At 57.4% G+C, this 22,056-nt stretch carries 17 protein-coding genes; 6 read left to right on the top strand and 11 right to left on the bottom strand.

All coding sequences use genetic code 11. The features are described 5' to 3' along the window. Positions 1-33 precede the first annotated feature (33 nt). The gene (locus tag BA177_RS02735; protein WP_068612551.1) at positions 34-852 is read right to left on the bottom strand and encodes a DUF3014 domain-containing protein; all 819 of its coding nucleotides are present in this window, start codon (positions 850-852) and stop codon (positions 34-36) included. 172 nt (positions 853-1,024) lie between these two features. Here BA177_RS02735 and BA177_RS02730 point away from each other — a divergent pair, with 172 nt between their 5' ends. After that, positions 1,025-2,335: a hypothetical protein gene (locus BA177_RS02730; RefSeq protein ID WP_068618784.1), complete on the top strand. Its 1,311-nt coding sequence runs from the start codon at positions 1,025-1,027 to the stop codon at positions 2,333-2,335. A gap of 14 nt (positions 2,336-2,349) precedes the next feature. Here BA177_RS02730 and BA177_RS02725 read toward each other — a convergent pair whose 3' ends face one another. Beyond that, positions 2,350-4,560, bottom strand: coding sequence for a putative bifunctional diguanylate cyclase/phosphodiesterase (locus tag BA177_RS02725; RefSeq protein ID WP_068612549.1), 2,211 nt, complete (start codon positions 4,558-4,560; stop codon positions 2,350-2,352). Continuing rightward, positions 4,557-5,378 carry a type 1 periplasmic-binding domain-containing protein gene (locus tag BA177_RS18500; protein WP_156762663.1) on the bottom strand — a complete coding sequence of 274 codons (822 nt, stop codon included), beginning with the start codon at positions 5,376-5,378 and terminating at the stop codon, positions 4,557-4,559. Before BA177_RS18500 ends, BA177_RS02725 begins: the two co-directional genes overlap by 4 nt. 680 nt (positions 5,379-6,058) lie before the next feature. On the opposite strand from BA177_RS18500, the gene BA177_RS02715 reads away from it, so the two are divergent. The 4 genes from BA177_RS02715 to BA177_RS02700 all read left to right on the top strand — a co-directional run bounded on the left by BA177_RS02715 (position 6,059) and on the right by BA177_RS02700 (position 12,059). Further along, positions 6,059-7,576 carry an aminotransferase class III-fold pyridoxal phosphate-dependent enzyme gene (locus BA177_RS02715; RefSeq protein ID WP_068612543.1) on the top strand — a complete coding sequence of 506 codons (1,518 nt, stop codon included), beginning with the start codon at positions 6,059-6,061 and terminating at the stop codon, positions 7,574-7,576. A gap of 262 nt (positions 7,577-7,838) precedes the next feature. Further along, on the top strand, positions 7,839-9,842 hold the full coding sequence (locus BA177_RS02710; RefSeq protein WP_068612540.1) for an outer membrane protein assembly factor BamB family protein: 2,004 nt from the start codon (positions 7,839-7,841) through the stop codon (positions 9,840-9,842). Positions 9,843-9,983: 141 nt separating this feature from the next. Beyond that, positions 9,984-10,373: a c-type cytochrome gene (locus BA177_RS02705; RefSeq protein ID WP_068612536.1), complete on the top strand. Its 390-nt coding sequence runs from the start codon at positions 9,984-9,986 to the stop codon at positions 10,371-10,373. A gap of 318 nt (positions 10,374-10,691) precedes the next feature. After that, positions 10,692-12,059, top strand: coding sequence for a MalY/PatB family protein (locus BA177_RS02700; protein ID WP_068612533.1), 1,368 nt, complete (start codon positions 10,692-10,694; stop codon positions 12,057-12,059). A gap of 39 nt (positions 12,060-12,098) precedes the next feature. Here the strand turns inward: BA177_RS02700 and BA177_RS02695 are convergent, their stop codons facing one another. The 5 genes from BA177_RS02695 to BA177_RS02675 are packed head-to-tail and all read right to left on the bottom strand — an operon-like array spanning position 12,099 to position 17,423. Further along, positions 12,099-12,755, bottom strand: coding sequence for an aspartate/glutamate racemase family protein (locus BA177_RS02695; protein ID WP_068612531.1), 657 nt, complete (start codon positions 12,753-12,755; stop codon positions 12,099-12,101). Positions 12,756-12,769: 14 nt separating this feature from the next. Further along, entirely contained in the window at positions 12,770-14,236 is a 1,467-nt protein-coding gene (hydA, locus tag BA177_RS02690) for a dihydropyrimidinase (RefSeq protein WP_068612528.1), read from the bottom strand. 10 nt (positions 14,237-14,246) lie between these two features. After that, entirely contained in the window at positions 14,247-15,035 is a 789-nt protein-coding gene (locus BA177_RS02685) for an SDR family oxidoreductase (protein WP_068612526.1), read from the bottom strand. 3 nt (positions 15,036-15,038) lie between these two features. Further along, positions 15,039-15,971: a dihydrodipicolinate synthase family protein gene (locus tag BA177_RS02680; protein ID WP_068612523.1), complete on the bottom strand. Its 933-nt coding sequence runs from the start codon at positions 15,969-15,971 to the stop codon at positions 15,039-15,041. Between the two features lie 3 nt (positions 15,972-15,974). Then, a complete protein-coding gene (locus BA177_RS02675; RefSeq protein WP_068612520.1) occupies positions 15,975-17,423 on the bottom strand; it encodes an alanine/glycine:cation symporter family protein in 1,449 nt (482 codons plus the stop codon). Between the two features lie 194 nt (positions 17,424-17,617). Between BA177_RS02675 and BA177_RS02670 the strand changes: the two genes are divergently transcribed. Further along, positions 17,618-19,804, top strand: coding sequence for an outer membrane protein assembly factor BamB family protein (locus BA177_RS02670; protein ID WP_068612516.1), 2,187 nt, complete (start codon positions 17,618-17,620; stop codon positions 19,802-19,804). A gap of 81 nt (positions 19,805-19,885) precedes the next feature. On the opposite strand, the gene BA177_RS02665 is transcribed toward BA177_RS02670, so the two are convergent. The 3 genes from BA177_RS02665 to BA177_RS02655 form a co-directional block, all read right to left on the bottom strand. Continuing rightward, positions 19,886-21,130, bottom strand: a complete 1,245-nt coding sequence (locus tag BA177_RS02665) for an FAD-dependent oxidoreductase (RefSeq protein ID WP_068612513.1) — start codon at positions 21,128-21,130, stop codon at positions 19,886-19,888. Between the two features lie 162 nt (positions 21,131-21,292). After that, entirely contained in the window at positions 21,293-21,739 is a 447-nt protein-coding gene (locus BA177_RS02660; protein WP_068612510.1) for a hypothetical protein, read from the bottom strand. Between the two features lie 23 nt (positions 21,740-21,762). Beyond that, the gene (locus BA177_RS02655) at positions 21,763-22,026 is read right to left on the bottom strand and encodes a hypothetical protein (protein WP_068612507.1); all 264 of its coding nucleotides are present in this window, start codon (positions 22,024-22,026) and stop codon (positions 21,763-21,765) included. Positions 22,027-22,056 lie beyond the last annotated feature (30 nt).

Genomic DNA, 22,056 nt, shown 5'->3' with positions numbered 1-22,056 from the left:
GACAAGCCGACACCATCGCAACAGTTGCCCATGTCAGAGCGATTCAGTGCGGCTAGTCACCAGAGTACGAAAGCGTATCAAGGTTTCTTTAATCGCCGCCCGGTGTTGCGGACCAATGCGTATCAGCATTTTCTGACCGCTGGACAACGATTCAAGCTCTTCATCGGCAAACTCGTACAGAACGTGCGGCCGTACCAGCACAATCGGGTCACTGACCTCCGGCGTCGCCAGCAGGTGATCAATAACCTCAACCAGTCGATCGTTGAAATACCCGTTGGGATACCCGAGCCCGACGTACGCTTTCTGAAACAGCGGGTAATAACGCCGATACAGGTCCATCACCTCGTCCAGGTTGGCTGTCGTAACCTGTTCTACCAATGCGTCATAACGAGCATAGTTGTCGCTCAACAGCAGGTAATCACCGGAACCATCCTGTCCGGCAACCTCCAACTGGCCAGGCAATGCGGACATCGGCCTGATGCGCTCCGCCAGTTGCGCCCGCGTCAAACTGTCGATCGTGGCCACCAGCCGTTCGATGAGCGCCGAACTGATCAAAGCATCGGCCAGTGCCGGCCCGAACAGCGTCGACAATTCAAGTTTGAAGTACTGATCACTGTCACTCAGCGCCGGCAATGGCACCAGTTCACGCTCAATATCAGAATCGTCGCCCGGTTCCGGGAGCGGGTGCTGCGGTCCGGCAGGAGCGTCGTCCAACCCGGGAACCGCGGTACTGACCGGTACTTCGGCGGCTGGCTGCGGTGCTGGCTGCCAAAAATACCAACCGGCCAATACAGCCACTACCGCTGCGGCGATCAGGATCAGCGTCCAGGGTGTATCGCGTTGAGGCTGCATAGTGTTCTATCCAATTGATCCATGTGCATCTTAGCGCCTTGCAACCGCACTGGCCCTGCTTTTTCGGCCGAAATTGCAATATGCGGAGCGACTTGCCCGTTTGCCGGTAGCCGATCGCGGCACTATGATGCTTGGCTCTGAATCCGGCTCCATTCAACCGAAAGGTTTCGCTATGCACAAGCATGTTCTTTCCGTCTTATTTGCGATCGTGCTCGCCGCCTGCAGTTCCGAGAGCCCGTCTGTACCGGTCACGGCACCTGCGGTGCAGGATCTGAATGACGTTGCGAAAGACTACCTTGTACTGGAACTCAGCATGGTTGCTCACGACCCCAGCCATGTCGATGCCTACTTCGGGCCGGAAAACCTCCGGCTGCAAGCCGAGCAACTGCAACTTGGTCTGGCCGCCATACGCGAACGGGCCACCGCACTGCAGGCAACACTGGCCACGTGGCCGCAGTATGCAGACGACGACCTGCTTGGCGCCCGTATCAAAGGCCTGCAGGCACGCGTGAACGCCCTGTTGACACGCGTAGCCATGAAACAAGGCGAAACATTCACGTTTGATGAAGAATCCCGCCGCTTGTTCAACGCCGTGGCCCCTGACCACGACGCCAGCTATTTTGAAGAAATACTCCGGGAAATCGATGCGTTACTGCCGGGTGAAGGTACGACCTCGGACCGGGTCAACCAATTCTACGAGCAGTTTGAAATTCCGCAAGAGAGGCTGGCGGGCGTTTTCGATGCCGCCATTCAGGAATGCCGTCGTCGTACGCTGGAGCACATTCAACTGACCGACAACGAGTCTTTCAGTACGGAGTTTGTGACCGATAAGCCGTGGTCCGGTTACAACTGGTACCAGGGCAATTCAACAAGCCTGATACAGGTCAACACAGATCTGCCAATCAAAATCGAGCGCGCCATCGATCTCGGTTGCCACGAGGGCTACCCGGGGCATCACGTATTCAACTTGCTGCTGGAAGAAAACCTGGTCAATGACCAGGGCTGGCTCGAGTTTTCCCTGTACCCGTTGTTCAGCCCGATGTCGCTGATTGCCGAAGGCAGCGGCAACTACGGCATACGCCTTGCGTTCCCTGACAGCGACCGCATCCAGTTCGAGAAGGATGTGCTATTCCCACTTGCCGGCTTAAACACCGACGACGCCGACCGTTACTACGAAATACTCGACCTGACAAAAAAGTTGAGCTATGCGGGAAATGAAGCAGCGCGGGACTACCTCGATGGCAAGACAGACAGAGAACAGGCTGCCGCCTGGCTGGTACGCTACGCCCTGTCGTCACCCGAGCGGGCACGCCAGCGCGTTTCTTTCTTCGATACCTATCGCAGCTACGTTATCAACTACAACCTCGGTCAGGACATGGTTGCCAATTACGTTGAACGTGGCTCAGCCGATCAGGCAGAGCGCTGGCGGCGGTTCGCGGAGATACTGTCGTCGCCCACGCTTCCGGAAGACCTTCGGCAGTAAGCCGCCAGACTCTGCTATCCGCCACCGCTCTTGCGGCGTCGCTTGCTGGTCAGAGGCACGGGTACCGGCTTGCTGGAAGGTGCCGCGAGCGGCTTGCCCACATAATGGCCTTGCGCATAGTCTATGCCCAGTTCTCCCAGCAAGGAGTATGAAGCGGCATTCTGCACGTATTCTGCGACTGTCTTCATGCCCGCTTCATTGCCAATCTCGCCAATGAGACGCACCATTTTCTGATCCACCGCATTCTTTGCCAGATTGCGTATGAAGGAACCATCGATCTTGATGTAGTCGACGGACAACTGCTGCAAGTGCCCAAGCGAACTGTAGCCTTTGCCGAAATCGTCCAGTGCAACAGCGCAGCCCATCTCGCGCAGCGAAGAAATCTGCTTTTCAACGTGAGTCAGATGACGAACCGCGAGGTTTTCCGTAATTTCAAACAGCACCTTTCGGGCATCAACGTTGTGCAAGTCAAGTTGCGCTTGCACGTAAGTTGAAAGATTTTCCGTTTCAAACGCATTGGCCGAGAGATTGATCGCCAGTTTCAGGTCAGGGTCATCTTTTTGCATGGTCGACAGTGCAGCGATGACGTTGCGAATCATCCAGGCGTCGATTTCCGCCATCAGGCCAAAACGTACCGCCGCGGGCAAAAACACATCCGGCGCTATGAGCTGACCGTTCTCGGCCTGCATACGCAGCAGGACTTCATGGTGCGCAATCTCGCCACTGTCCACGTGTGCAATTGCCTGGTAGCGAAGCACGAACGAATCATTATCAATAGCTTCCCGCAAACGCCGCATCCAACCGACGTCTGTCGCCATTTGCTCGGCCTCATGCCGGGACACCTTGTAGAACTCGAGCCGATTGCGGCCGCGCAGCTTTGCTTCGCGGCACGCGATATCCGCCCGGGCGATCAGATCATCGTGCCCGCCACCAGCGCCGCGAATCATGGTGGCGCCGATGCTGCAATGCACGTGGAATGTTGTGTTGTCCTCCAGATGGACTAGTTGCCGCATTTCTTCAAGTATGCGTTCTCCGACCGCGATGGTCTCACGCTTTCTAACGTCGTAAAGGAGAACAGCGAACTCATCGCCGCCAAAGCGAGCAACAACTCCGGCATCCCCGACCGACGCACTGAGCTGCTCGGCAACCTTGATGATCAGCCTGTCACCCGCCGGATGACCGCAGGTGTCATTGATGTACTTGAATTGATCAAGATCGATGAACAACAGCGCGCCTTTGCTGCGTGATCGCTTCGTGTCGGCAAGCAAAAGTTCGACCTTTTCAACAAACCGTCGGCGATTGATCAAACCGGTTAATGCATCGTGATTGGCCAGCTTCAACAGGCGCGCATCCCGTTCGCCCAACTCTTTCGCTGTAAGTTTCAACGCCTCAACGATCTCGGAAATCTCGCGATGTGCGGCGGGCTTGAAGCGGACCGAGAGATTGCCTTTTGCCAGTTCCGATATGGGATAGTGCAGATCGGAAATTGATCGCAACGCACGACGCAACGACAGTCGGCCAATAAAACCGGACAAGACGAGCAGAACCAGCAAGACCAGCGTTGCCAGTTTGATGTTACCGACAAGGTTGTCGTGAAACTCGGTGAAGTCGAGCTGCAGGCCTACGAAGCCAACCAGATCCATTGGATTGTCATCCTGCACATTTAGCGGGTCGAAATTGAACAAGCCGTCATCCGCTATCGATTCCGTCCAAATCGGCGCATAGATGTCAAACGAACGAACATTGAGCAGCGTACTTTCCATTAAATATGGCTGCTCGGTTCCGACCAGGGCAGAAACCCGCGCCAGCTGTTCTTCGGACATCGAGAAATCGCTATCGACATAGCCGGCGTCTTTGTGGGCAAGACTGGTTATCGCTGAACCATCCAGACGGAAGTACGACACTTTCTCGATTTCCGGGTAGCGGTCGATGTAACTTTCGAGTCGCAGGGAAACGGTCTCATCACCTGGCAAGTACAGCGGCGCACCGAGTTCATGAAGTTCCTCAGTCCACTGCAATGCCCAGCGGCTGTAGTTCTTCTGCAAGACCCACTGCCCACCAAAGTACAAGCCAGCGATGGCCAATGCGCCGATAACGGCGGTAATCAGGATTTGCAGCGAAAGAATCTCGTTGATCAGAACCCGCTTGCCCGCAACAAGGTTCAAAGCCGCAGTTTTCTCAAGCGACTTATCGCGATGCCGCAATGCCCACAACCAGCGCATCATGGGCTCGCCCCGGCGCTGGCACCGGCGGTTGATTGCAGCCGATTCTGCAACTTCGTGCTTACCTGAATTCGAATTCCGTGCAGCGGCGTGAACGCCTGAACATCGTCGACACCGTTGCGCTGAATTGCCTCCAGGATCGATACCAGGGTTGCGGCGATGTCTTCTTCCAGCGTTGTTGAGCTGAGCGACGCACCAAGCTCCAGGAGAGCATCATTAAACACCGCTATCTGTACACCTCGCCGGGTCGCGTGTTCGAACAGTTCACGCAACACGGCGACGCTCAGAATGCGGTTATCCGGAAACAGCCAGAAGCCGTCGATAGCCGGGGCCATGCGGGTGAACAGGTACAGTGTCTCGCGATCGGATGCGGCGGTCTGGTATTTAAAATCAAGACCGTGTTCTGTAGCCGCGGCGATGGCCTCCGCTATCAAACGCTCGTGCCCGCTGCCGATAATCGCACCGACAGCCTGCATGTCCGGCGCGATTTCCAGCCAGGCGGCAAGCTGCGCCGACAAGGGCGGAATTGCAGAAACGCCGCGGACCCGCTCGCCAAGCAAGCCATGGTCAGTGTCGTTGAATACCTGGCTGAACACGACCGGGATCGCGGCATAGTCACGCGCGTAAACGGCAGCACGCAAGCCTATCGCCACGACAGCGCCCGCTGCAGAATCGTGCATCGCTGCAAACGCATCGCGCGGCGACAGACTGCGGTCAGTCAGGTCATAGACTTCCACGTCATCAATGAGATCGGCAAGCGCATCGGCGACCCCGGTATACGCGGGTGCGCGGCTGCTCAACACCACCGCAATTTTGAACAATGCCGGCTCGGGTTCCGGTGCCGGTGCCGGTGCCGGGCGCGGCGCCGGTGGCGGTTCTGCGACGGGGGCCTCCGGTTCGGGTTGAGGCGCAGGTGCCGGGGGAGCAGGTAGCGGTTCGACAACGGGTGGCTCAACGGGCGTTTGCAGGAGCCCGCAGCCCGACAAAGTCAGTGCAAGAATTACTATTGAGAAACGAAATCGCAACGCCACGGAATCCTTCCGGTGTATCGGGCCCTGCAACTATGACGCGCTCTTCAGCGTCAAGAACGCCGGGCATGCAACCCAAGCCCTTCAGAATAGCCTGCCGGGCGACCCGCACAACGACCCAGGTCTCAGTTACCGGGCTAACAGACACGGCGTTTTCAACACTTATTCGGCTACGCCCATATGTGGCAAATCAACGCGATAAGAGCTGGCTGCTTATGTCCAATCGTCCGCAGGCGCGCAAGGCTGTGCCGGCAGCGAGTCAGAATACGGCGCAAACTCGCACGCGCTCGGTCGTCGACGCGCCCCACCCCCCCCGATTCACCGGGTCCATGAACGTTACAACGGTGCGGCTTCCAGCAATGATCGCGCTGTGCAGATCGAAAATTACGGAATGTGGTCACGCAGTGGTAAACGCCAATTTGCTAGAATAACCGGCTAATTTGGATAGAACAGTGGAATTTTGAGGAGTCCGTATGGCCCAGCCCGCGCACGTTGTCGATACCGAATTTCACCTGAGTCACCTGCAGGAAATGCGCGCCGCAGGCGGCAGCGCATTGACGAGTGGGTTGCATGACGACGCCATCAGGCAGTTCCTTGCCGACGATGAAACACTCGCCGCAGCGATCGACCGCGCTTACGCCGTATTTCAGGACCTGCAGGATGCCGAGCCGGAGTTACTGGCGCTGGACGAATCCGCACAAATGAAACAGGTGCAGGACGGCATCATTAATTTTTACGCTGCCGATGCTGTAAACCCCTACATTGCTGTCGCCGCACAGGGACCGTGGATCATTTCGCTCAAGGGCGCTGTTGTCTACGATTGCGGCGGCTACGGAATGCTCGGCCTCGGTCACGTTCCGGAGTCAGTACTCGACACGATGAACCAGCCGCACGTCATGGCGAATATTATGACGCCCAGCGTCAGCCAGATGTATTTCATTCGTCACCTGCGATCGGAGATTGGCCATACCCGCAAGAACGGCACTCCGTACGACCGGTTTCTGTGCCTGAACAGCGGCTCGGAATCCGTATCGGTTGCTTCGCGACTCGCGGACATCAATGCCAAGGAAATGACAGACCCCGGCGCCCGGCATGAGGGACGGGAAATTCGCGGGCTGACTTTGCGTGGCAGTTTTCACGGCCGCACCGATCGACCAGCGCGATTTTCCCATTCCACGCTCAAGGCTTATCGCAAACATCTGGCATCGTTTCAGCATGACAATGAGTACTTGCTGACAGTCGAGCCGAACAACATCGAAGAACTGGAAAAGGTGTTTGCGGCCGCAGAAGCAGACAAGGTATTCATCGAAGCCTTCTTCATGGAACCGGTGATGGGCGAAGGCAATCCCGGTCAGGCCATTACTCCCGAGTTTTACATGCGTGCCCGCGAGTTAACGGAAGCTCACGGCGCAATGTTCATGGTGGATTCAATTCAGGCCGGGCTGCGCGCGCACGGTGTACTTTCGATAGTCGATTACCCCGGCTTTAGCGATCTGCCGCCACCCGACATGGAAACCTATTCGAAGGCATTAAATGCCGGCCAATTCCCCTTGTCAGTACTGGCGATGGCCGGGCGCGCAGCAACGATGTACCGCCAGGGTGTCTATGGCAACACGATGACCAGCAACCCACGCGCACTTGATGTCGCCGTAACCGTACTGGAACACATCACACCCGAAGTGCGTGAAAACATACGTGCTCGTGGCAAGCAAATGTTAGCCGGTTTCGCGAAGCTTAAAGATGAGCTGGGTGATGCAATAAGCAAAGTTCAGGGCACCGGTTTGCTGCTGAGCTGCGAACTGCATCCACGCTACAAATGTTACGGCGCAAACAGTACCGAAGAGTATCTTCGCCGCAATGGACTGGGCGTGATACACGGCGGCACGAACTCGCTGCGTTACACACCATCGTTTCTCATTAGCGAGGCAGAGGTGGACCTGGTCGTGGCGTTGACCCGGGATGCCCTGCTTAACGGCCCTGTCAGCGCCTGACAGGGCGCGAACGAATCAACCTGAAACGCCGGTTCGCCGGCGTTTTTTTTGGCCCAACTACCCGCATTGCTGGCGGCCAACGGTCTGGACCAGAGTGCGCAATCGCTTTCAGATGAATTGGTTTTCCTCTTATTTCCGCTGCGGTATGCTGCGTGGACGCTTTGTCTCTGGTATTCGATAAGCCAGTCAAGCAGCCGTTTCATGCCGAGTATGGAGACTACCGGCATTTTGCGGAGCGGGTGCTTACCCCGGGGGGAAATTTATGAACGAACGACGTACGCTGTCTTGGTGTGCCAGAATTCTGGCTGTAGCCGCAGCATGCTCGCTTGCGCCTCTCAGCTTTGCTGCAGAAGCGCCAGGCACGAAGAATGGCGAATGGCACTATCTGGGTGGCGATTCCGCCCATACCCGCTACTCACCAGCCAACGAAATCAACGCTGACAATTTCGATGAACTCGAAGAAGCGTGGATATGGGACGGCGCCAGCTTTAATGCCGCCAGCGGCCGCTCAACACCCAGCTACATAGATGGGATGCTGTACACGGTGGCGGGTCCACGCCGGCATGTCGTTGCCATTGACCCCAAGACCGGCGAAACGATCTGGTCGTATCGCGAGCCCAATACCCGACGCTACGAATATTCGATGCGCAAGGATTACGGCAAGGGCGTAGCGTATGGCAAAGTGGACGGCAAAGGCGTTATCTACATTTCATCGCCGGCGTTTTTCCTCACCGCACTCGACGCTAAAACCGGCGAACCGCTGAAAGGCTTTGGCAAGCCTGTGCCCATCGAGGGTTTCCCGAAAACCGGTGTTGTCGATATGGTCGCCGACCTCGGACACAAGTACACACCGTATGAAGGCATACCGATGGAGACAGGGTATATCACTGCCTCCGCGCCGCCGATCGTCGTCAATGGTGTAGTCGTTGTTGGCAACTCGCATGAACAGGGCTACAACCAGTCGCGCATAGAAAACATTCCCGGCGACATCCTCGGCTACGATGCAAAGACCGGCAAGTTACTGTGGAAATTCAATGTCCTTCCCGGTCCCGGAGAGTTCGGGCATGAGACCTGGGAAAACGACGCCTGGAAATGGACAGGTGACATTTCGTCCTGGGCACCTTTGTCCGCCGACCAGGAACGCGGCATCGTCTATGTGCCAACCAACGGCGCCACACTCGATTTCTATGGCGGCTTCCGTCCCGGCGACAACCTGTTTTCGACGAGCCTGATCGCACTTGACGTAAAGACCGGCAAGCGGAAATGGCACTTTCAGTTAGTGCACCACGATATCTGGAACTACGACACGCCTACGGCTCCCGTCCTTCTGGACGTGCAGATGAACGGCAAGACTGTGCCTATCGTTGCGCAGGTCACCAAGCAGGCCTTCACCTACACGTTCAATCGGGTTACTGGCGAACCTATCTGGCCGATTGAAGAACGTCCGGTGCCTGCGTCCAAGATCCCGGGAGAGAAACTGTCCAAGACGCAGCCCTTCCCAACCAAGCCAGCGCCGTTCGACAACCAGGGCCTGACCGAAGATGACCTCATCGATTTCACGCCCGAGCTTCGTGCAGAGATGATCGAGATCCTGAAAGACTACGATACCGGACCTCTGTTTCAGCCGCCGCTCCATCGTGACAACGACGAAGGCTACAAAGCAGCCTTGTGGTGCCCTGGTGACATCGGTGGCGTAAATATCGACGGTCCGGCAGCGGCTGATCCGACAACCGGTATTTTGTACGTCACGTCACGCAAGCACTGCACGACGCGCATCATCGCGCCCGGGGCAGAACGTGACGCTATCCTGGAAGAACCCACCGGCACCACTATCGCCGATTACGCCGTGCTCAGCGGCTTTGGTGTTCGCGGACCTGACGGCCTTAACATGTTCAAGCCACCTTACAGCCGCATCACTGCAATCGACATGAACACCGGTGAACACCTTTGGTACATCCCGGTTGGCGAGACCCCGGAAATCGTCCTGAACCATCCAGCGCTTAAGGACATGGACATTCCCAACACGGGAACTGGCCGCGCCGCACCGATGACGGTGACCAGCGAACTGCTCTTTTATGCCGGTGATGGCAGTGACGGTACGCCGTACCTGTATGCCATCGACAAGAAGACTGGCGAACAACTGGGCAAAGTCGAAGTGCCGGAGCGCAGCTCGTACGGCATGATGACCTACGTACATGAGGGCAAGCAGTACATTATGTTGCAAACAGGCCCACGCCTGACTGCAATGGCACTCGCTGACTACTAAGTTGGCAGTGCGCGAAAATAAAGGCTCCGGGGTGTTACTCCGGAGCCTTTAGTCTGCTGAACGCTGAACGGTTTTGCCGGTCATAAGCTTTTTGAAGTACGCTCGCCGGCAACGGCAGCCCACCTTGTATCAGGAAAGAACATGTTGTCAGCCTTACGCTACGCTTTGGTATTAGCCCTTTTGGTGTCTTCGCAGGTATTTGCCGATGACAGGACCATCGCGGACGGCGTTTACACAGATGCGCAAGCGGAGTCCGGTGAAGCACTCTACGAACAGCACTGTCTGATCTGCCACGACAAGAAATACTTTCGTCCCGTCCTGAAGCGCTGGGAAGGACAACCGCTCGGCATGATGTACCTGATAATGAGCTCGTCGATGCCCGAGAGTAACCCCGCATCTCTGCGCCAGCAGGAGTACGTCGACATACTTGCGTATGTGCTGTCTCTGAGCCGCTACCCGTCCGGCGATACTGCGCTCGATTACCAGGATGGCGCGCTGGACAAGATCACGGTCGTTCCGCGCAAACGCTGATCGGCCTCGCGCGACTTGTCAATCTGACAGAGTACCTTTTGCCCGCGGTGCAAACTGCGCACTTGCTTGTTCGGCCAATCCGGCCATGCGCTTCAGCGCCAGCGTAACAACTGAAACTTGTCACTCCGCAACTCACCTGCATCTGCCGCCAGGCGCTTTTTTGCGCCCGCCTGCCGCAAGGCCTATGCTGTAACTGCTCATCGAAACACGGTTCAACCGGCACCGTATTTCGCTTGGGTAAGTATCAGGTTCTGACCACAACACACGGAGAGCAAGCAACAACTATCCACGCAACATTCAATGAGGGGGGATCATCGAATGGCAGGACAAGCTGAGCTCAATCGACGCACGTTCTTGAGGAATGCAAGCCTGACTGCGCTTGCCGCCGCATCAGGCGGCGCCGCAACGACCACCTACGCCGCACCCGGCAACTCAACAACCCGCAAGAGAAAATACGATTTTGACGAGCCCTACAATCGCATAGGTTCGGATTGCTACAAGTGGGACAAGCAGATCGAGCTATTCGATAACAGGAAAATCGTGGCCGCCATGGGCATTGCTGACATGGACTTTCGTACCGCGCCGGTAATTACCAAAGCACTGCTTGAACGCATGCAACACGAAAACTGGGGCTATGCGCACGTGCCACCGTCGTTCAAGGAGTCGATGATTACCTGGAACAAGCGGCGTTACGGCGTCGAGATCAAGCCTGAGCTATTGATGACCGCAACCGGCGTAAACCCGGCCCTGCAAAGCGGCCTCCGTGCGTTCGCACCGCCCGGCAGCAAGGTCATACTGCAGGCACCGACGTACAGCTCGTTCTACACAACGATCACGGGCGCCGGTTGCGCTGTCGAAGAAAGTCCGTTGAAACTCGTCAATGGTCATTACCAGATGGACTTTGAAGATCTGGAACGCCGCATCGACCACGACACTAACGTGCTGATTTTGTGCAATCCACAAAATCCGACGGGCAATTGCTGGAGTCGCGATGACCTCATGACTCTGGGCGAAATCTGCGAGCGTCGTCGGGTAGTCGTTTTTGCCGACGAGATACATTGCGATTTCGTTACCCGTGGCAACCAGTACACGCCGTTCGAATCACTCGACAACGAAGCCATTGTACGCAACAGCGTCACCTTCAAATCAACCAGCAAATCTTTCAACCTTGCTGCCACCAAGTGCGCTTATTTGTTCTCGCGAAATGCCGACTACATGGAACGTATCAAACGAACAGGGCACAACCAGACCGTGAATACGCTCGGTATCATTGCATCTGAAGTCGCGTACAACGAAGCTGAGGACTGGCTGGACCAGGTCGTCGCCTACATTGACGACAACATGGACTACGCCGCAGAGTACATTGAGAAACACGTTCCCCATGTCAGCTTCAGGAAACCAGAGGGAACTTATCTTGCCTGGCTCGACGTCAGCAGCCTCAGTGACAAGATCGACGCAGACAAGCTTGCAGCCGATGCCAACCGTAGTCGTGAGTCATCTATGCCAGTGCTGCATCCGGAGCACATGATCGAACGATTCCTGGTTGAGAAAGCGGGCGTGCAAATCAATGATGGCTTTCGCTACGGCTATGGCGGCGGCGGACGGATGCGCATGAACCTGGCCACATCACGCAAACTGCTGCAAACCGCGTTGCAGAACATGAGCAAAGCAACCAGCAGCGTTTAGACGGCTGCAAGGCAATAGCGGATGCTTAATCCAGATTCGCTATTGCTGCCGGTTGACCACAGCAGCAACCGCAAATGCAGTGGCGGCCTGCACCGGGTCGACAACCACGACCCCCAGTTTCTGCTCGGCCGCCAGCCGGTGTACGGCCATGCCCGCGCAACCCAGTATCAGGACACTGGCTCCGTCAGTATCGATCAGTTGGCGCCCGTTCTCGACTATGCGTTCGAGTGTCTCAGGGCCGTTCGCAGCTTCGTCAACACTCAGGTCCAATGGTCGCTCGCCCGCCAGTAACGGGCGCACACCGAGCCGCCGCAAGTAAACAAGATGCCTCTCTATTGAACGTTGCGATAGCGCCAGCACTCCAAACTTGCCGCCCTGTGCAATTGCCGTTGCAACAGCACTTTGCTGCATACCGAATACCGGCTTGCTCATCGTCCGTCGGCAGGTCTCCAATCCTGGATCGGAGTAACAAGCGATGACAAATGCAGCGCAATCGCTGCGACGCTGCATTTCCGCCTGCAACAGTGGCTCAACAGCACGGATGTCCGCATCACTCTCGATGCCAAACGGTCCATCACTGAGCGTGCTGCACTCAACCCTGACATCCGCCATCGCTTGCCAACCCTGCACCGCCGCCTCGAGACCAGCCGTCACGCTTTCATTGGAGTTGGGGTTAATGACCAGCACGGTGTTCATCGGCAACGCTCGCTTTACAAGTCCAGATCAACGCCAAAATTTATGGCGGGATTCAGCTCAGGCGCAACCCTGCCCGGCATGCCGGTGCAATCAATCGTCCGTCGCGGCACGAACTCACCATTGCCTCGCGCCACTTTGAGTTGGTCGTTCTCGATAATGACATTGCCGCGACCGATGACCACAGAAGGCCAGCCGCGTAACGGCATGCCTTCGTAGGGCGTGTAGTTCATGTTGTCGTGCAGGTCTGCGGCCCGCGCTATGCGGGTAAGTTCCGGGTCCCAGATGGCGATATCGGCATCCTTGCCTTCGGTTACGGAGCCTTTGCGGTGATCCATGCCATAAATTTTCGAGACATTGCCAGCCGCCAGCGCTGCGAAGTGATTCAGTGAAATTCGCCCCTTCATCACCCCCTCGGAGAACAACAACGGCAGGCGCAGCTCTATGCCCGGCAAACCGTTCGCGATCCTGGTAAAGGGCGGTGTCGGGCCAGCGCGCAGCTTGCCCGTATCATCAAGCCGATAGGGGGCATGATCCGACGAGTAAACCTGAAACGTGCCATTCTGCAGGCAACGCCAGATTTCCTCTTGCGACGCGCGATCACGCAATGGCGGACTGCAACACAGCTGCGCGCCCTCCATGCCCGGCAGGTCCATCTGTTCTGCATTCAGAAACATGTACTGCGGGCAGGTCTCGCCGAACACTTTGTGGCCGTCATAACGAGCCTTGGCGATGATGCGCGCACCGGCTTCGGTCGACACATGCACGATCAGTATCGGCGTATCGAGAAACCCGGCCAGGGTAACCGCGCGATTAATAGCTTCCGATTCAGCGGAGCGTGGATGACTTAACGCATGGTGTTTCGGCGCATCGTAACCGCCGTCAACCAGACGATGGCTCATCCACTTGATCATTGCGTTGTTCTCCGCGTGAATCATGGTCAGCGCGCCGTGGCGTTTTGCCACCGCCAGGATGTCGAGCATCTGCTCATCGTCCACGAGCAGCTTGTCGTAAGTCATATAGACTTTGAACGAACTGATTCCAGCTTCGATAGCTTCCGGCAACTCCCGCCGCAAAACATCGTCGGTCGGGTCGGAAATAATCAAGTGAAATGAATAGTCGATCACGGATTTCGGCGCGGCGCGGCCATGGTACGTCGTCAGCACATCGGCAAGCTTTTGCCCGCGATGCTGGGCTGCAAATGGCACAAGGCAGGTATTGCCGCCGAATGCCGCGGACACACTTCCCGAATAGTAGTCATCCGCGGTCATGATGCCGGACGACGATTCCTGCTCGATATGGCAGTGCGCCTCGATACCACCGGGCAGGACATACTTGCCACTGGCATCAATGCTGCGGGTGGCGTCGCCGAGTTCTTTGCCCAACGCGACGATAACGCCGTCGCGAATTCCAACATCCGCACGAAACGTCTCATCGGAATTCACGACAGTCCCGCCGGTGATCTTCAGGTCGAGCTTGTTCATGCGCTGTCCTTCAGGTACTGCGAATCAGGCCACCATCGCAGCGTACTATGCTGCCGGTTACATAGCTGGCTGGCGCACTGACGAGAAAAGCGGCAACTGCCGCGAACTCCTGAACGGTGCCGTAACGTCCTGCCGGTATGGTTGCGCGAGAAGCCTTGCGGACATCATCTATCGACTTATCCTGGCGTTCAGCGGCAGCCGCGTCGAGCTGATCCACGCGGTCAGTGTGGATGCGACCGGGCGCGAGTATGTTGACCGTTATGCCATCGGCCGCCAATTCGTTCGACAATGATTTGTTCCAGCCAACGAGCGCTGCACGTACCGTGTTCGACATCGCCAGATTGGGTATGGGTTGCAGAATACCGGACGACGCAACAGTCAGGATTCGACCCCAGCCTGCCTCACGCATGTCATCGGCGCACAGATTCGCAATTTCAATCAGGCGCAAAACCATTACATCGAACTGTGCACGCCAGTCCGCTGCAGCCGGTTTTGAAACGGGGCCAGGCGGTGGACCACCGGAATTGTTCACGAGTATATCGACGCCACCCAGGATGTCTTTTGCTGCGGCATACAAGCGCGTAGCCGAGTCCTTGTCGGCGAGATCGATCACGACGCTTTGTGCCTGGCCCTGGCCTTGCGCATTGATCGCATCGGCAGCATTTCTGAGCTTATCGCCGGAACGGCCACACAATATGACGTTGGCACCTTCATTGCACAGCTCGCTGGCGATGCCGAGGCCAAGGCCCTGACTGGACGCGAGTACCAGGGCGCGCTTCCCACTGAGTCCGAGATCCATTGCTTACATTGCCTCCAGGTTTTTTTCGACACGCGAGATCAACCGGGTCAGCTCATCATGATCGGTTGCAGTAAGCTGCGGTCCGGGTGCACGCACCTGCGCCGTGGCAATGGCGCCGCGTCTGCGTAACACCTCCTTGCGCAGGGCGAGCCCGACCCCCGGCTGTTGTTCGTGGCGAACCAGTGGCAGATAGGCATCAAACAGGTCTTCTGCTCTGTCCTGTTCGCCCTGCCGCCACAGGCGCACCACTTCAACCAACATTTCGGGGTACGCAAAGCCGGTCATTGCACCGTCCGCACCCCGGGCCAGCTCCTGTGGCAGGTACAGGCCACCGTTGCCGACCAATACAGCCACCCGCCGCAGCCCGTCCCTGGCTGCCTTGCGTACGGCACTTAACTTGCTAAGACCAGGCCATTCCTCGTGCTTGAGCATCACCAGTTGCGGGTAATCAGTGACCAGCTGGTTGAAGGTGGCAACCGATATTTCCGAGCGGGTAACAAAGGGGTAGTCCTGGTAGCAGACCGGTACTGACTCACCCAGTCCTTCGAAAACCTGCCGAAAGTAAGCCAGCAATTTGGCTTCGGTGCCCAGGCCTGTCGCTGGCGCGACCATGACCCCCGCCGCGCCCGCCGACATCGCTGTATGCGCGAGACTGAACAAATTGTCCAAACCCGCATTCGAGACACCCACCACGACCGGCACACGATCAGCGACCCGCTGCAGAACTCGCGTGAGAAACGCAGCCGATTCGTCGGCCGCGAGCTTATGCGCTTCCCCCATCATCCCGAGCACAGTGATGCCGGACACGCCTTGCTCAAGGTAAAACTCGATCAGCCGGTCCGTGCTTTGCAAATCCAGTGAACCATCTGCCGCGAACGGCGTCGCCGATATGATGAAGACACCCTCGGCTTGTTCATTCAGTCTTTGTGTCGCCATGCACTACGACTCCTTCTGTTCCTGCATTGCTTTCATGGCGGTGGCCACTTGCACGTACCGTCCTTCGCGATCACTCACCTCCGTTGTATAACGGTTGGTCCCGCTGACGTAGTCTTTCGCCAGGGTCAGAAAGGCCCCACTCAACATGAGCAAAGCCACCAGGTTGGGAATGGCGCTTGCGGCGACCGAAATATTGGCGAACGCCCAAAGCTGGTCAACATTGGTAACGCCGGCGAATACCACACCGGGTATGAAATACACCCAGCGAACCAGGCGGAAAGCGCGGGCACCAATCAGATCTTCCACTGCCGTCTTGAAGTAGACGTAAAAGCCGATCTGGGTGGAAAGGCAGAACGTCAGGATAGCGACGGAAATGAAGGCCTTGGCCACTTCCGGCCGGTAGAAACTGGAATAGGCTTCGAGCAGCATCTCGATACCCGAGCTGCCGTTTGCCAGCACACCGGTCGACAAGATGGCGAGTGCGGTTACCGTGCAAACGACTGTCGTATCGATAAAAACCTCCGCGGCGCCCCACATGCCCTGTTGAAACGGGTGTGGAGTCTGGGCGTTGGCGTGCACCATCGGTGACGTACCCAGTCCAGCCTCATTCGACAGCATGCCGCGAGCCATGCCCATCTGCACAGCCGCCACAACAGCGGCACCGGCGAAACCGCCTATTGCCGGTGCGGGCGCAAATGCATAGCGAAAAATGTCGGCGAAGACTGCTGGAATTTGTGCGCCGTTGGCCATCACAACCATGAGGCTGCTGCCGAGGTACAAGACCGTCATCAGAGGCACCAACGCCTGACAAAACCGACCTATGCGTTGCACGCCGCCAATCGCAACTACCGCAGTCACGATGCCCATGCCACTGGTTATGAGGTAGGGGTTGATGCCGTAGCTGGCATCCAGTGCGCGGCCAACGGTATGTGCCTGCAACATCGACGAGCTGAACAGGCAGTTGATAGTGACCCCGACACTGAACAACACGGCCAGTGTTCTCCAACCGAGCGCTTTGCGGATATAAAACATGGGGCCGCCGTGTACCCGCCCTTCCGCGTCGATTTCCCGATAGTGAACGCCAAACGTAATCTCGGCTGTCTTAGAGATCATTCCGAAAAACGCGAGCAACCACATCCAGAATATGGCACCGGGACCACCGATGGACAACGCCGTTGCAACGCCCGCCATATTGCCCATGCCGACCGTACCTGCCAATGACGTGGCCGTTGCCTGAAACGGCGTGATACGCATACGTCGCTTGGGCTTGTCTTTATCGCCAGCGAACAGCGTGCCAAACGTGTGGCGCCAGATATAGCCGAAATGGGTGACCTGAAAAAAGCCGCTTCTTATCGTCAGGTAGACGGACACCAGTGCGATGAAGATCATCGTCCACGGGCCCCACATGGCGGCACTGATCGAATTGATGAGCTTCAGAAACGAATCCAGCATGCGCTCCCCCCCGGGACGTATGTCACAGACGCACAGCGTCAGTATCGGCGCTGCCTTGATGCGATAGCCCGGCGAGATCGATTACAGCGGAAACTCATAGACTGGTCGCGACCAGTGTCGCTATGGCAGCGATTGACTGTATCAAACGAGGGTTTTGCCATCCAACGATTGAGCGTTTATCGTACATTTGACACATGAAGAAACCGCGTGGCGTGTTCGCAACGGCGATTGCCAAACATGTTCGCTCAGGCGCTCTGTCCATGCGCGCCGCGTGCAAGACGGATGAATTGCTGGGCCAGGACCCACCAATCGAGCAGGGGGATTTCATGAAGAAATTTATTATGATGACAGCAGCCGAACGGGTATCCAGCGCACTGATCCTGGTTATTACAGTTGCCACTCTCGGCGCATGTTCGTCAGGCGATGGAACAACGCCTGTTGCGACAAACACGCCAGGTATCGTGACCGAAGGCCCGGGCAACAGTAACGGCCAGTGGCAATACCTTGGAGGTGACGCAGCACACACCCGCTATTCCGCACTCGACCAGATCAACGCCGACAACTTCGGCGACGTTGAAGAAGTGTGGAGCTGGAGCGGTGCCAGCTTCAATGCAGCCAGCGGCCGCTCCACGCCGAGTTACATCAATGGCCGTCTTTACACTGTCGTTGGTCCACGCCGGCACGTCGTTGCGCTGGATCCCGCGAACGGCGAGTTAATCTGGTCATACGTAGAACCACGCACGCCGCGCTGGGAATACTCGATGCGCAAGGACTATGGCAAAGGCGTTGCGTACGCCGAAATTGACGGCCGCGGCGTCATCTATATCGTTTCGCCCGCCTTTTTTCTGACTGCACTGGATGCCGAAACCGGTCGACCACTCGAAGGGTTTGGCCGCAAAGTACCCGTCGCCGGCTTCCCTGACACGGGCGTTGTGGACATGCTTGCCGACCTTGGCCACGAGTACGACCCGTACGAGGGTATTGCACTCGAGACCGGTTACATAACCTCCTCATCCCCACCAATCGTCGTGAACGGCGTGATCGTTGTCGGCAACTCCGCGGAGCAGGGCTACAACCAGTCCCGAATCGAGAATATTCCCGGCGACATCCTGGGTTACGACGCTCGTACGGGCGAGTTCCTGTGGAAATTCAATGTCATCCCGAAGCCTGGAGAATTTGGCCACGACACCTGGGAGAACGATGCCTGGCAATGGACTGGCGACATCTCGTCGTGGGCACCACTGTCAGCCGACCAGGAACGTGGCATCGTCTACGTGCCGACCAACGGCGCAACCATGGATTTCTACGGTGGCTTTCGTCCCGGTGACAACCTGTTCTCCACCAGCCTGATAGCTCTGGACGTCAAGACCGGCGAACGCATCTGGCACTACCAGCTGGTGCATCACGACATCTGGAACTACGACACACCGACCGCACCAGTACTGATGGACGTCACAGTCGATGGCAGGAAAATACCGATTGTCGTACAGACAACCAAACAATCGTTCGCGTACACGTTCAACCGCGAGACCGGCGAGCCTGTCTGGCTGATTGAAGAGCGACCGGTACCGGCGTCAACCGTACCGGGTGAACAGCTGTCACCGACTCAACCGTTCCCGAGCAAACCGGCTCCGTACGAGATTCAGGGATTGACGCACGATGACCTGATCGACTTCACCGCGGATCTGCGCGCCCGTGCGATCGAGAACCTGAAAGAGTACAAGATCGGCCCGCTGTTCAACCCACCGCTGCATCGTGACAATGACGAGGGCTACAAGGCTGCGCTGTGGTGCCCCGGAGATACGGGCGGGGTAAACATCGACGGTCCGAATACTGCTGATCCGGAAACGGGCATTCTTTACGTTACGTCGCACAAAGCGTGCACATCGCGCATCATCGCGCCCGGCGAAGAACGGGACAAATTGCTGGAAGCACCTACAGGAACCACCATAGCGCGCTATGCCGTGCTGCGACCGGACGGTGTGCGCGGCCCGGATGATCTGCCCTTGTTCAAGCCACCGTACAGCCGGATCACGGCCATCGACATGAACACCGGCGAACATGTATGGATGTCGCCAGTGGGCGAAACGCCGGAACGCGTCCTCAACCACCCGGACCTTGCCGGCATGGACATTCCGAACACCGGCACCGGCCGAATGGCGCCAATGACGTTGACGAAGTCACTGCTGATCTACGCCTCGGAGTCGTCCGACGGCACACCCGCATTGTTCGCGGTTAACAAAGCAACGGGCGAAACTGTGGGCAAAGTCGAGATGTCGGAACGGACCCGTTACGGCACGATGACCTATATGCACGAAGGCCGGCAATACATCATCGCGCAAACCGGTCCGTCGCTTACGGCGCTGGCGCTTTACGAGTAGCGCGACTGCAGGAGCCCCGAAGACAGGAATCCCGGCTTACAGCCGGGACTTCTGTTTTGGGCACAGCGTTTAGGTCCGGCGTTAGTTGCTTTTGGCAGGCGGTTTGCAGGAGTTAACTGACTGCGCCATCACTTCAGCGAGATCGTCCGCGGTCGCCGCAGCCAGCGTCCAGCCCAGCATGCCGTGACCACAATTGAGGAACAGCCCGGCAAGATCGCTGGCGCCCGTAATGGGTCGTCCATCCGGCGTCATGGGCCGCGAACCGGCCCACGGTGACGATTGTGGATGGTCATAGAGTGCCGCCAATGGCGCCGTTTCACTGGCCATCTTGCGTAGCAACGCGATACGGGCCGCATCGTCACGGTCACTGAAGCCAACGAAATCGGCAAAACCTGAAACACGCATTCTGTCAGCCAGTGGGCTGAACAAGATGCGGCGCTTCAGGTCGGTGATACTGATTCGCGGCGCCGCACTACCGCGCGGCACACTAAGACTGTAACCGCGCACCGGGTAGACAGGAACTGAAATGCCGACGTCACGCAGGATGTCGGGACTGCGTGCACCAAGGCAAACCACGACGGCGTCGGCCGTCATCTCACCTTTGCTGGTCTGCACCCCCACGATACGAGCACCGTCACGCAGCAAGCCGTTGACCGTTTCGCCCAACCGCAGGTTCATGCCCTTGTTGCGCTGCAGCCAGCCAGCAAGACCCTCTGCAAAGACACGGGCGTCACCGGTTTCATCCTGTGCGGAATAGAGTGCGGCCGCGTAGCGGCCGGCCATCGCCTCAATGGCGGGTTCAAGCGCGATTGCATCGGCCATGCTGAGCAGTTCTGTCGTGCAACCGTGTCGTTTCTTGAGCGAGATTGTTTGACGACTGGCCTCCAGATCCGCGCCTTCCGGTAATAACACGAGCTTGCCGTCTTTTTTATGGGCGAAACTGACCCCGGTTTGCTCGCTGATCATAGCCATTCGGTGCGCCGACCTCATTGCCAGTTCGAGTACGGCGATCGTGTTGTTGCGCGCCTGCTTATGGGTACATTGACGCAGGAATCGCAGACCCCAGCCTGGCAGCCAGGGACGGGTCAGGAGACGCACCCGGGTTGCCGGATCGCGTCCCAGCAACAAACCGGGAATACCAGGAAGAAACGAAGGTCGAGCCAATGCATCGGTGAAACTGTAGGAGAGCTGCCCGCCATTGGCATGACTCGCACCTGCCGCGACAGCATTGGCGCGATCAATAACCGTAACCTCGTAGCCGCGCAGCGCCAACGAATAGGCACTGGTCACTCCGGCAATTCCGGCACCCAGTACGACAACATGCATAGCAGTCCGCCCGTTACCTGAAGGGCGCATGGTATGCGCACTATGGACCGTTACTCAACACACGCGACCGACTCGTCGACCCGCGCCGGGTTGCTGGCGTGCAGGATCAGACACAGAACAGTGGGTACGACCTACCCCGCCGTCGTCTGCGGCTGCTGAGTGTCAGTTTATTTTGAGCGCCGCATCCCGACCACGCAGGGTTTCTTCACTGGAACGAATACGCAGATTGGTCTGGTCGGGGTTGGCGTGAACGAGGAATCCGTCCGGCGTGTGCAGGAGCAGAGAGACGTCAATATCGGTGTCGCGCGCGTTTGCCCGGCGGCGAATGTTGCAAACCACCCGGCTACGCTGGCAATCGATGACTTCGAACTGGTTCTCGGTGACACTGACGTTGAACGACTCCGGATCGCCGCGGACCAGGTCAGTCTCACGCACGGCCGCTACTTCCCGCCCCTGCTCGTCGTAGATATCCAGCGATACTTGCAGATCGCCGTTGGTCGTCGCGCGCCGAACCGTCAGCACGGGTTCGCCTTTGCAGGCCAGCAAGTGTGGTGTATCGGCATAACTATTACCGCCAAGTCGTACCGTGAAGTCTTTTTGTATCTTCATACGAGTATTGATACTCCTCTGGCTCAGGCGAGTGTCAGACTGCCGGTCTCGTCAATGTCGAGCTGCATGTCTTCGCAGAAATCGGCAAAAGCATCGGGGACCGCCAGCACCGTGCGGCCTTCGTACTCAAAGGTTTTGTCGTCGTTGTGCACCGGCTCGAGCGACAACGCCAGACCCGACTCTTCGCTGCGAACCATACGCAGACATCGTCCGTCATCAGGGCTCTCACTCATCGTGTTTATTGTGTCATCAAATTTTTGCAGTGCAGCTTCGCTCACAGTCAACATACGAACTCCTTCGTGAATGAAAAAAAAACA

The organism is Woeseia oceani (assembly GCF_001677435.1).
In the GTDB taxonomy this organism is placed as follows: Bacteria; Pseudomonadota; Gammaproteobacteria; order Steroidobacterales; family Woeseiaceae; genus Woeseia; species Woeseia oceani.
Note: the sequence above shows the minus strand (reverse complement) of the source record. Positions and strands in the feature narration are given on the sequence as shown.